The organism is Bryocella sp. (genome assembly GCF_058498515.1).
Window position 1 is genome coordinate 60006 of the sequence record NZ_JBMHYI010000070.1, and the last position, 12112, is coordinate 72117.

Annotated in this window: 10 protein-coding genes; 7 read left to right on the plus strand and 3 right to left on the minus strand. The window is 61.2% G+C overall.

Annotation, left to right across the window (positions count from 1 at the left end; translation table 11 throughout):
- Positions 1 to 450: 450 nt before the first annotated feature.
- Positions 451 to 1443: an IS1595 family transposase gene (locus AC5E6W_RS20475; protein ID WP_491754196.1), complete on the minus strand. Its 993-nt coding sequence runs from the start codon at positions 1441 to 1443 to the stop codon at positions 451 to 453.
- 180 nt (positions 1444 to 1623) lie between these two features.
- Between AC5E6W_RS20475 and AC5E6W_RS20480 the strand changes: the two genes are divergently transcribed.
- From AC5E6W_RS20480 to AC5E6W_RS20490, 3 genes are all read left to right on the plus strand, one after another.
- A complete protein-coding gene (locus tag AC5E6W_RS20480) occupies positions 1624 to 2796 on the plus strand; it encodes an endo-1,4-beta-xylanase (protein ID WP_491754197.1) in 1173 nt (390 codons plus the stop codon).
- Between the two features lie 119 nt (positions 2797 to 2915).
- Positions 2916 to 3722, plus strand: a complete 807-nt coding sequence (locus AC5E6W_RS20485; RefSeq protein ID WP_491754198.1) for a tyrosine-protein phosphatase — start codon at positions 2916 to 2918, stop codon at positions 3720 to 3722.
- 54 nt (positions 3723 to 3776) lie between these two features.
- Positions 3777 to 4685, plus strand: a complete 909-nt coding sequence (locus tag AC5E6W_RS20490; RefSeq protein ID WP_491754199.1) for a glycosyltransferase family 2 protein — start codon at positions 3777 to 3779, stop codon at positions 4683 to 4685.
- Between the two features lie 13 nt (positions 4686 to 4698).
- On the opposite strand, the gene AC5E6W_RS20495 is transcribed toward AC5E6W_RS20490, so the two are convergent.
- Entirely contained in the window at positions 4699 to 6036 is a 1338-nt protein-coding gene (locus AC5E6W_RS20495) for a hypothetical protein (RefSeq protein ID WP_491754200.1), read from the minus strand.
- Positions 6037 to 6518: 482 nt separating this feature from the next.
- Here AC5E6W_RS20495 and AC5E6W_RS20500 point away from each other — a divergent pair, with 482 nt between their 5' ends.
- Entirely contained in the window at positions 6519 to 7517 is a 999-nt protein-coding gene (locus AC5E6W_RS20500) for a glycosyltransferase family 2 protein (RefSeq protein ID WP_491754201.1), read from the plus strand.
- 24 nt (positions 7518 to 7541) lie between these two features.
- Here the strand turns inward: AC5E6W_RS20500 and AC5E6W_RS20505 are convergent, their stop codons facing one another.
- Positions 7542 to 8354: a WecB/TagA/CpsF family glycosyltransferase gene (locus AC5E6W_RS20505; RefSeq protein WP_491754202.1), complete on the minus strand. Its 813-nt coding sequence runs from the start codon at positions 8352 to 8354 to the stop codon at positions 7542 to 7544.
- Positions 8355 to 8940: 586 nt separating this feature from the next.
- Here AC5E6W_RS20505 and AC5E6W_RS20510 point away from each other — a divergent pair.
- Genes AC5E6W_RS20510 through AC5E6W_RS20520 form a run of 3 tightly spaced genes read left to right on the plus strand, consistent with a single transcriptional unit; the run spans position 8941 to position 12032 of the window.
- A complete protein-coding gene (locus AC5E6W_RS20510) occupies positions 8941 to 10716 on the plus strand; it encodes a capsule assembly Wzi family protein (RefSeq protein WP_491754203.1) in 1776 nt (591 codons plus the stop codon).
- 58 nt (positions 10717 to 10774) lie between these two features.
- A complete protein-coding gene (gene recO, locus AC5E6W_RS20515) occupies positions 10775 to 11524 on the plus strand; it encodes a DNA repair protein RecO (RefSeq protein ID WP_491754204.1) in 750 nt (249 codons plus the stop codon).
- A gap of 52 nt (positions 11525 to 11576) precedes the next feature.
- A complete protein-coding gene (locus tag AC5E6W_RS20520) occupies positions 11577 to 12032 on the plus strand; it encodes a DIP1984 family protein (protein WP_491754205.1) in 456 nt (151 codons plus the stop codon).
- The last annotated feature ends 80 nt before the right edge of the window (positions 12033 to 12112 follow it).

Genomic DNA, 12112 nt, shown 5'->3' on the forward strand with positions numbered 1-12112 from the left:
AACCCTCGGGACTTAGGTTTTGCGGACCCCTGCCCGACCAGTTCCGCGCCCGTGTAAGGCCCGGTCACAGTTTTACGACTGTGACCGGGGTTGTAAAGCAGAGTAGGAACCGGGAAAACGCCTCGAACTTGATCGGGACGGGCGAACTTCCCTTGATAGATCTACCCTCACGCGCAAGCTACTGTCCTAACTGTAGCTTGCGCTTCTGTGTCTTCTCTTCTTAGAGCAGACCATGCCGAAGATTGTATCAGTCCGGAGCTTGGAAAAAATGGCGAAGACCGAATCAATAGAGATGACACGATTCAATGACGCGCTGCGACAGGCCATGTCCGTCTCAAAGGCCGACCTCAATCGCCTTTTGGCTCAAGACAAGCTCACTCCTCTAGCTCCCCAGAAGCGCGGTCGCAAGCCTAAGTCTTCGGCTTCCGTCCCCGTTTCCCCCGATACGGATTAGGCTTGCGGTCTTTCCGTTTTCCCGGTCAATTCTGCGTAGGTAAGCCGCTTGTTTGTGACCTGAGATAGAGCGAGCAGGAAGCGGTCTGAGTCGTTCAGGGGGTTGTCTTTCGTGGCGCGATTGTTGAACCGGAAAACCTGCTCATCCAAATAGCGGTCAAGGTGGAACGGCTCTACCGCGACGTAGGTTCCGCCCAAAGTGCGCTTTGTGAGCGCCCAGAAGTTCTCCAGCCCGTTCGTGTGAACGCGGCCCTTGACGTAGGTGGTGGCGTGATTGACGGTGTCGTGGATATAGCGGCGGTGCAGAGTGTCGTAGGCTACGGCCTGATCGGTGTAGACCGAGGAGCCGTACTTCACGTTCTTTAGAATCTCTCCCTGCAAAGTCTCACGCTTGACGTTCGGCACAACCTGGGCGCGTACTTGCCGGGATTCACGATCAAGCATTCCGAGGACAGCCGTTTTGTTCTCGTGGTGGACGCGGTTCTCATAGCCCGCCGCTTGCTTCACCTTCTGCAAGCCGTTTGCCTTGCTGCGGTGCATGTTCTTCATCTTTCCGCCGATGAACGCCTCGTCTACCTCAACTTCGCCGCCGTCATTGCTACCCAATTTCGTTCCCATGTTCGGGGCCTTGATAACCAGCCGCAACCGATGAAGCATGAACCACGCTGTCTTTTGGCTCACGCCTAGATCGCGGTGCAGCTCATAGCTGGAGACGCCATTCTTGCAGTTCACTAGCAGCCACATCGCCGGGAGCCATTTGGTGAGCGAGATGGGAGAGTCTTCAAAGATGGTTCCGCGCTTGACAGAGAACTGAATCCGGCATTCCCGGCACTTCCAACGCTTCTGAGTCTTGAGGTAGTAGGGGTCGGCGGCATTGCACTCTGGGCAGGTCACGCCGTTTAGCCAACGCATCCCAGCAACAGCATCGATGCAAACCTGCTCATCGCTAAAGTGTTGAATTGCTTCGAGTAATGTCTTCGGGCTTCCCATGAAGCGAATATATGCGTTTGGCGTGGGTAAGTCAAGTCTATTATTACCCCTTAACCGAAACGTAATCAATACTTTACGGCGGAGGGGGGAGGGGGGAGGCGAGTTAGGCTACTGTCCTAACTCCTACATTCCGCGATTCAGCTATTCGCGATTCCGCTATTCAGCCGAGGATCATCCGATTTGGCATTCGACAGGCAAGTGCGGAGCTGGACGCGGCGGCGGCTGCTGAAGCGGGGAGTTCTCGCTGCGGCTGCTGCGGGATCGCCGCTGTGGGCCCAGACCGGCAAGGCGCTGCGCGAGATCGCAGCGGGCGGGCCATGGCTGATCGGTGGTGTGCTGGGCAATTCCACCGTGCAGAAGGATCACGAGTTTGTCGCCCGGCTGGTGCGGGAGTGCAATGCTGTGACTCCGGAAGGCGAGCTGAAGTGGACCGGCCTCTGCCCCAACTCCGAGGTCTACGACTTCACCCAGGCAGACGCCTTCGTCAGCTGGGCGGAGAGCCAGAAACTGACGATCCGCGGACACAATCTTCTGTGGCCGAACTACGGAACGCCCGAGTGGGTGCGGGGAAAGATCTCGGCGTCCAATGCGCGCTCAATGCTGGAGAACCATGTCCGCACGGTGGCTGGCCGCTATGCGGGCCGGCTGTACTCCTGGGACGTGCTGAACGAGGCGCTGAACGTCTGGGATAAGCGTGCCGATGGGCTGGCGACCTATCCCTGGGCGCAGTATCTTGGCCAGGAGTATGTGGACCTGGCCTTCCATGTGGCAGCCGAGGCGGATCCAAACGCACGGCTGATCTGGAATGAGCATTACCTCGAGTCGGACGATCATGGCGACCAGGTGGACCGCGACCTTTTCCTGACGCATCTGCGGCGTCTGCGGAAGGCGAACGTGCCGATTCATGGGATTGGGATTCAGTCCCACCTGTTTGCGAACAAGCCCGTGGCGACTTCCCGCATGCAGAGCTTTCTGGGCGAGGTTCGCTCTCTGGGCTACGAGGTGCAGCTCACGGAGATCGACGTAGACGACACCAGCCTGCCGGCCGATCCGGTTGCGCGTGATGCAGCGTGCGCCGATGTCCTGCGAAGATACCTCGATGTAGTGCTTCCTCTTGCCCAGCCGACGATGATTTCTTTCTGGACCTTGTCGGACCGCTACAACTGGCTGGACTGGGCGGGAGCCACACAGCCCAAGTACCGGCGGGTTGATGGGCAGAAACATCGTCCAGGGCTGCTGGATGCAAACCTGAATCCGAAACCGGAGTATGACGTGGTGGCCGCGGCGCTTGCTCGTTATAGTCGATCACCTTCGCCGCTGCCCCAAAGCGCTCCAACCGGGCGAAAGCACTGATACCAAAGTGCCTCGCAGCATACCGCTGTGTTCATCGGACGGGGGCATTGCAACGGTACACTAGATGCATCAAACGATCAGAGCGCGCTCGAAGGCGCCTTGCTCCACTGGGATAACTCATGTTTGATGTGCACCACCATCTTTTGTACGGGCTGGACGATGGCCCGAAGACGCTTGAGGACTCGATCGCGCAGGCCGAAGCTGCCGTAGCGGATGGCATCACGCATGTCGTCTGCACGCCTCACGCGAGTCATCGCTATGACTTTGTGCCTGAGGTCAACGCAGAGCGGCTTGCTGAGCTGCGGGCTGCGCTGGCGGAGCGCGGCATCCCGCTTACGCTCGCGCAGGGCTGCGACTTCCACATCACGTATGACAACGTGGAGGACGCGAAGAACAACCCCACGCGCTATACGATCAATGGCCATCAGTACATTCTGATCGAACTCCCCGAGCAATTTCTGCAGAACGCCGTATCGAACGCGCAGGCCGAGCTGATGTCGGCCAGATTGATTCCTGTCCTGACGCATCCGGAACGCAACATGAGCATCCAGCGCGATCCGGGGCGGATCCGCAACTGGATCGGCGACGGCATGCTGGTGCAGGTTACCGCAGGGGCGCTGCTAGGCGAGTTCGGCAAGACTGCGCGAGCGATCGCCAATCGCTATGTTCAGGACAACTGGGCGACGGTGGTGGCGACCGACGCGCATAACACCACCAGTCGGCCGCCCAACATGAGTCGCGCCTACGAGCATCTGCGCCAGAACTTTGGCGAAGAGACAGCGCGGCGGTTGTGTATTACCAACCCGCAGCGCATCTACGAGGGCGAGCCGCTTGGTCCGCAGCCCTATCCGCGGGGAATCGATGACGATCACGATTCAGAGCAGCGATCCGGGGTCGGTTTTTTTGCGCGACTCTTCGGCCGCTGAACTGTCACGGGTCCGGCGATGCTATTCCTCGGTCGTTTAGGCTGGAGGTAGCCAATGGATGCAACCATCAGTCAGCCAGGACAGGAGATCGGCGTAGCCGCGCCGCGCCGCGAGCGTGTGGCGGCTTTGCTTGCCTGCCACAACCGGCGCGATATCACGCTTCGCTGCCTCGCTGCGCTGTTTCAGCAGAGTCTGCCGGAGTGCGAGTTGCAGGTCTTCCTGATCGACGACGGCAGCACGGATGGGACGTCGGAGGCGGTCGCAGAGCAATTTCCCCAAGTGCGCATCGGCCGCGGTTCCGGCAAGCTGTTCTGGAACCGGGGCATGCACATGGCGTTTTCCATGGCGCTGGCGGAGGACTTCGACTACTACCTGTGGCTGAACGACGACACGATCCTGAACGAGGATGCGCTGGCGCTGGAGATCGATACCGCGCGGGAGCTGCGGGACCGCGGCATTGACGCGATTGTCACGGGAAGCACAAAAGACGCGGTCACCGGCGTCTTCACCTACGGGGGCTATGCACGCCACGGCCGCTGGCTTCCGCCGCTGTTCCTGCATCAGCATCCAGACCCCGAGGTCGCGCTGCCTTGTGTGACGATGAACGGCAACTGCACGCTCATCCCGCGCGCGGTCGCGAAGGTTGTGGGCAATATCGACCCGCACTACCAGCACAGCTTCGGCGACGTCGACTATGGCCTGCGGGCGACGGCTGCGGGCTTTGCCGTGTACGCTGTGCCCGGGTACATCGGGACCTGCAGCGAGAACAACTACGACGGTTCGTGGACGGACAAGCGTCTTCCGCTGCGACGCCGCTGGGAGCTGATGCAGTCCCCGAAGGGGTCTTCCTGGAGGGAGTGGTCGCATTTCTCGCGGCAGAACCTGGGGCCGCTGTGGCCGTTGTACGCGGTCTCGCCGTACATCCGCCTGGTGCTGACGTGTCTTGTGCGCGGCAAGATCTAGCCCGCGAACAGGATTAGAGCTGAGGCAGTGGCTCGAGGGTGGGATCGATAGGGTCGTCAACGGGCCTGTCCTCGGAGTCTTCGTCGAGGAAATCACTTTCCTGCTCGAGCGCAAATTCGTCCGACGTAAGGCCGTTGGCCATGGCTGCGAAGGCTACGATCTCCGCGGAAAAACAGTACGGAATACCGAAGGTGAAGACCGCTGCGGCCACGATGAGCCAGGCATTCGCGCCTGGGAAAAGGAGATCGTCGTCTCCGCCACGCCAGACCGCCCATATTGGCCGGAGCAGAATGGCCAGTAGTAAGAGCGTGCCAACGAGGCCGAGGCGGACGTACTGATTCACGAGTTCGTCGTGCGGTGGGGCCGTCGTGTAGGTGCCCGTATCGATGTCCAGGCGGGAGTATCCGGATCCCATCGGTTGGCCGATGAGCACCTCGATAAGACCCTCCTCCTGTTCGATCGAGCGCTGCGAGCTCTGCACCCTCCAGGTCAAGGTTCCACTGTTGGTCGCGCTCTCCTGGAGGTCTGCGACGAGGCGCGATCGCAGACCCGGTGATATTACAAGCACCAGCAGACCGGCGACAGCGGTGAGCCCGAGCGCCTTGAGGAACACTCGCAGGACGTCGCGGTCGATAAAGAGGGCCATCGCGAGGGTGACTGCCAACATGCCCCAGACGGTGCGATGCTGCAGGCCAACGACACATGTGGTGAACACGACGGTAGCTACGAACATCCACCGGCTTCCGCGCTCCTCCCAGGTCCACCAGAACGCAGCGAAGATAAGGGCGAGCTCGATCGAGCCCACGGCCGTGGCCTGGAGGGCGCGGTCGATTTTGATCGTGGGGTCAAGCGTCATGTCCACTCCAACGGGTAGCCCGGCATAATGGAGCACAACGATCAGGACCAGAAAGGCAGCGAACAGAATCATCGCGCGCACGACTTTGCGAATTACTTCGCGGTCATGCGGCACGGTGATGAAGTAGATCACCGCAACGATCTCGCCGATAAATCCACGCGCTTCAGGGCCAACGGTTGTGACTTCAAATTGCAGGAGGCCGCGGGTCATGCTGAGGACGAAGATTCCGACGTAGGCCATTACAGTCAGGCTGAGCGGACTGAAGCGGAGCTCCCAGACGCGCGAGCGGATGGCCCCGGCGGCGAGCAGGCAGAAATACAGCGCGTCGCTTGGGAAGATGTGGATCCCTGCGAACCTGGCGGAGTCTGCGCCGACAGCGTAGCCCAGGGCAGAAACGATCAGGAGCGCGTACCAGCCGGCGAGAAAACTCCGAGCGAACAGACGGACCACGGTGAACAGGACGATGAACGCTACGGGAGCAAGCACGAGGATCATGCTGAAGCCTCCATCGCGGGAAGCTGCCGCTCCAGCGGTTGCGCCCTGCTGCTGCGATCAGGTCTCTTCATGCGGATATAGAGGCCTCTCTCGGCGGCCATAGGAGCCGCCATATCGATCGATGATGGGGCCTCGCGCCTGCTAGAAGCATATCGCGAGCGTTTCGCCTCGGAGTCGTGCCGGACCGGGACCAATCGTACCGGCTCGCACTCTGATCTACTCTATTTGGGATGGGCCGCGACTTCGCACATCCAATTGCCGTCTAAACCGGACAGTTCCAAAGTTTATGTTTCTTCGCGAACCGAAAGGCGCGACTTACGCTCACCCTGCTCCCGGAGGCGGAGCTTCGGTGAAATGTTGTAATACAACAGCCGGCCACATCCAGGCCGACGGGAAACGCCGACGATCCGCAGTAGCGATCGCGGCAGGCATCGCGTGAATTCGAAGGGGCGGGCCGAGGACGTCCGGGAAAAGGGAGGGGCATGTCCATATTGACGGTGGGGCTGCCGGTGAACAGGGCCATGCCCTATCTGAGCGAGTCGATGGAGAGCTTGCTCGGCCAGACCCACGGGGATTTCCGCGTACTTGCCGTAGTGGGGGACGGCAGCGACGGAAGCCTGGACTACCTGTACAGCCTCCGGGACGAGCGGATCCAGATTGTCGAAAAGCCGGAACTACGCTTCAGCCGTACCCTGAATTACATGCTTGAGACGGCGGAGACGCCGTGGCTCATGCGGCACGATGCCGACGATATCGCCTATCCGCAGCGCGTGGAACGGACGCTGGAATACATCGGCCGGTACGGTGATGCAGGTTTGCTAGCAGCGATGGCCGAGTACTATCCGCCGGATCGGTCGATCGGAAGCTTTCGGGCCTCCCGCGGCACGCACCAGGAGCTTCGGGAGATTGTAGAGCGGGGATATCTGCTGAGCTTCTGCCATCCGGCGGCGACTCTCAATGTTGCGTGCGCGCTTAAGGTCGGCGGCTACCGTGAGACCCTCAATCGCGCCGAGGATGCAGACCTCTGGTGGCGCATCGCGCGCAGCGCCGAGATTCGCGTGATCCCCGAGGTGCTGGTTGGGTATCGCCAGCATGGGGGGCAGGCCACGACGCTGGCGATGAAACAGAACGCGGTCGATCTGCTCTACGTCCAATACCTTCTGCTCTCGGAGCTGTGGGGGCTCACGCCGCTTCCCGAAGCGGAGGTCGCGGGCGCTTTGGAGAGCATGGTGGTGGTACGGGACCTCATCGCCCAGGAGAGCCTACGCGGGATGAACATCCGAACCGCGGGAAGAGATCCCCTTGGCGCCATGCGGGATGGGTGGCGGGCCCTCTCCACATCCCCAGGCTATGTGTTCCGGCGGATCCTGGATGAGGTGGACAGATCCAGGGTGATCTGCAATGGGACCAAGCCGAAGAAGTTCCGAGCACGTCAGAAGGAGCTCTGGCCGGGCCAGGACGTAGGACGCAGAACGCTGTGAGTGGAAGCGGGTAGTCCCAGCCGTCTAGGCGTGGTCGACCGCAGCAGGACCTTCCTTGGCGTCGAGCTTGGTGCGCTGGACCCCAAGGCACTGGAGCAGGATGCGGTACACAAAGCGGGGATTGTTGGTCAGATATCGCCGCCAGAGGCGCCGGCGGTCCTGGGAGAGGCGATGCAGCCACTGCATACCGATCTTTTTCACCCAGCGCGGGGCATCCTTGATGCGGCCGGTGTGAAAGTCGAAGGCAGCCCCTACACCAACGAGCACGCTGACATTCAACCGGTCCACGAACTCGTCCATGAAGCGCTCCTGCTTGGGAGTGCTAAGGCCGATCCACATCACATCGGCGTTCGCCTGCTGGATGACGTCCTGCACTTCGGCGAGCTCGTCCTCATTCAACGGGCGGAAGGGCGGCGTGTACACGCCCACAATCTGCAGGCCAGGAATGCGTCGGCAGAGCGACTCGCGCAGCGCCTCGGCCACGCCGATATCTCCGCCATATAGGAAATGTCGTACTCCGCTCTCTACGCCTTCCTGGCAGAGGCGGAGCATGAAGTCCGGCCCGGAGACCTGCTCCATGGAAAAGCCCTGTTGGCGACCGACCCACACGGTAGGCATGCCATCCGGGAGGGTGAGAAAGGAACGATTCAGGATGGTACGAAGAGCCACATCCCGCTGGGCTTCCATGATTCCATGGACCCCGGTAACGCAGACATAGCCCTTGCGGCCAGAGCGGATCAGCTGCGTCACGCGGCGGACAGCATCCGCCATGCGCACCACGCTGATACCGATGCCCAGCACGTTGGCACGTGAAGGGCTGCTGTGCTCTGAGGCCATGCCTGGCGTCTCCATCAGTGTCTCTTCGCAAACCGAGCCCTTGGTAGCTACACAAGAATGCTTTTGCGAAGACCGATTCCAGTTCCTTGGATCATGGTGATCTCAACGGATCAAGGAGCGTGCGTCCTACCATCGGTAGCCGAAGTCTAGCATGAAACGGTTGCAGGTTCGTTGTATCGAGATGAGACGAAACCCTGTGTTACGTGTTATTTGCAACAGGTTGGGGATCTATGCAAGAGGGAAATTGTCTCGCGGGCGGAGGGACCGCGCAAAACCTGCGCGTTACTTCGGATGCTCGCACGAACCGTCCTCGCGGGCAAGATATCGGAGGTTTTCTTCCTGACGATGAGCTGGATGACTCGGATGAATTCGTTGTCATCTTTAGTCTTGGTACGTAGCCTGGCGTCCTGGAGACTTGCTACGACTCAACCATCGGGTGATACTCAAGTCAGCTCTTCTGCGCCCCTGCTAGCGTTCGATCTCCCTCCCACGAATCTTTGACTAACGACTCCGGAGCTGGATCCTGCCACCTTTCAGGCTGACCTTGAGACACCGCCGATTTTCCCGGATTCCATGCGTTTGGATCATGGCCCTTTGCCTCGGTCTGGCGTCGGCGGCTCATGCGTCCATGCCAGAGACGGGATCGGAAACCGTGAGCGGCGCGGACTCGGCAATCGCGGGAGATCCTGCTCCGGCGGCTGGCTCCGGGGTCGTCAGGGCTGTGCCTCCGCTGAATGCGCTTCCAGCCAGTCAGCTGCCGCGAGGCATGGAGCCCGAGGACGATCGAGTGGGCACGACCACTGTGCCGATGGACAGCTGGATCTACCCGGCCCTGGAGCGCCTGAGCAACTACGGCCTCATTCCTTCGCAGCAGACCGCGATCCGGCCATGGACACGCCTGGAGTGCCGCCGCCAGATCACCGAAGCCATGCTTCTGCTCCGGGAGACGGAGCTGCCGAATGGCTCCGATGGAGAGGCGCGCGAGCTGATCGCGGCCCTCGACGAGGAACTGCCGCGGCCTTCGGACGGCTTTGCGGTGGAGTCGGTCTACGCTCGCGTGGGCACGATTGCCGGCCCGGCGCTGGCGGACAGCTTCCACATTGGCCAGACCTGGTGGAACGACTATGGACGCCAACTCGGGCGGGGCTCGGACGCCATCACCGGAGTCTCGCTGCGCTGGACGCATGGGCGATTCTTCGTCTACGACCGGCAGGAGGGGCAGTACGGTCCTGGAGCCGCGGCCATCACGCCGTCGCAGGCGCAGCTCTTTACCCAGCTGGATACGCTGTCGGGGAACCCTCTGCCGTCGCCGGCCACCTTCTATCCGACGGCGGCTCAACCCTCGTATGTGCGGCAGCGGCCACTGGAGCTCTACGCTGGCGTCGCATTCGGAGGGAACGAGGTCTCGTTCGGCAAGCAAGAACTTTACTGGGGTCCAGGGACGATGGGCCCATGGTCGTTCTCCATGAACGCCGAGCCGACCTACAACCTGCGCTTCGAGGCGGAGCGTCCGCACTCATTTCCGTTCTTTCCCAACTGGGGCAGCTACCGCTTCTCTATCGTCTTCGGCAAGCTCTCCGGCCATCATTTTCCGGCGCGGCCGTACTTCAACGCCGAGAAGGCGGACTTCACGATCGGCCAGGGCAAGTACGTCGAGCTGAGCTTTACGCGCTGGTCGCTGCTGTGGGGAGTAGGTCATCCCATGACCCTCGCCAGCCTGTGGCACAACCTTGATAGCTCCTATTCCTCGGGATCGCAGTATGGGTATTACAACCGCACGGATCCCGGAGACCGCAAGAGCGACTTCGACATGCGGGTGCATGTGCCGGGCCTGACCAAGCTGCTGACGGTCTATGCCGATGCCTACGCCGACGACGAGGTCAATCCGATCGACGCCCCGCGGCGTGTGCCGTGGAACGTCGGCGCGTATCTGGCCAGCGTGCCTGGTTTGCCGAAGATGGATCTCCGTCTGGAGGCTGCTACCAGCGAGGAGTTGAGCCAGGACGAGGGTGGTCAGCGCTTCTTCATCAACAGCGTCTACCTCGACGCCAATACCAATAAGAGCTTCCTGTTGGGGAATGCTGTGGGTCGCGATGCTCGCGCGATCGAAGGCCGGGTTGGCTACTGGTTCACGGCGCGGACCCGCATCGAGGGCGGCTTCCGCCAGAACAAGGGGGGGCTGGAGTACCTGCCCGGCGGCGCCACCATCTCCGATGGCTTCGTCCGCGGGAGCTACTCGCTCACCCACGACACCACGCTGCAGTTCTTCTTCCAGCGAGAGCGATTCCTCATCCCTGCTTACACGGCCGATGCGCAGAACAATACCAGCGGCTGGTTCCAGGTGACCTGGACCTCGCACTAGAAGATGGCGGCCGCACTCGATCTCGGAATGCGTCGCGCGGGAATGAGACGATAGCGTTGTGGCTGAAGGCAGGCAAATTCCGCATCACGGCGAGGCGATTGTGCTGCGCACATGGCCGTTTCTCGAGGCGGACCTGCTGGTGTCGCTGTTCACGCGCGATCAGGGCAAGGTGAAGGGCGTGGCGCGGCACGCGATGCGGTCGCGGCGGCGGTTTGGTGGTGCGCTGGAGCCGGCGACGTACGTCCGGGCGCAGTACATGGAGCGGCCGAAGCAGGATCTGATGCGCCTGGATCAGTTCGAGATCCTGTGGTCGCCGATGACAGCTCCGGTGGACTGGCTGCGGGCGGCGGGCATGCAGATGGTTGTCGAGGTGCTGGATGAGGCGATGCCGGATCTGGCGGCGGAGGACAACGTGTTTCGGTTGGCGATGACCTGCCTGACTGCGATGGAGAATCCGGCAACGATCTGGATTGCGACAACGTACTTTGCACTGTGGATGAACCGGCTGATGGGCTGGATGCCGGACCTGGCGCACTGTGCGGCTTGCGGGCTGGATCTTCGTGCGCACACTGTGTGGTGGTCGCCGACGGCAGACGGCGTGAGCTGCCAGGACGATCGGTGGCCGAACAGTCATGCGTTGAGCGCGCAGTCGGTGGCAGAGAGCTACAGGATTGCGAGGACGCCGCTGGCAGGGCTGCTGGAAGAGGAGTGGCCGGCGAAGCGGGCGGGAGATCTGCGTGCGTTTGCGATTGCGGTGCTGGAGCGGCACCTGGAGAGAAGGATTCGGAGCGCGGCGGCGTTGGTCTGATGCGGGATCGTCTGGCGCATAATAAAACGACAATTGCAGAGTAGGAGGGGTTGTGAAACTCGCAGAAGCATTAGCGGAACGGGCCGATTGTCAGGTTCGTATTGAAGAGGTGAAGAAGCGGTTGTTGCGCGCGGCACGGGTGCAGGAGGGAGAGAATCCTCCTGAGGACACGGGTCAGTTGCTCGCCGAGGTGGACCGGCTATGTGCGAGACTCGAGCACCTGATCTCATCGATCAATCGAACGAACGCTCAGACCGCATTCGACAGTACGCGTAGCGTCTCGGACGCGATTGCTTCGCGCGACGTGCTGGCCAAGAAGCGCGATGTGCTGATAGCGGTGACTGATGCAGCGAGCACTCGGCAGGACCGTTACTCGAAGTCTGAGGTGAAGTTTGTTTCGACGGTTTCGATCGCCACGTTGCAGCAGCAGATCGACGCGTTGGCCAAGGCGTTCCGTGAGACGGATACGAAGCTGCAGGAACTGAATTGGAAGACGGAACTGCTTTAGAAGGCACGGCTCTCTGAGGAGTTGGTAGCCGTCGTTTCGTGGCGAGCACAACCCCACGCCAGCGGGGCAAAGCTGGCACT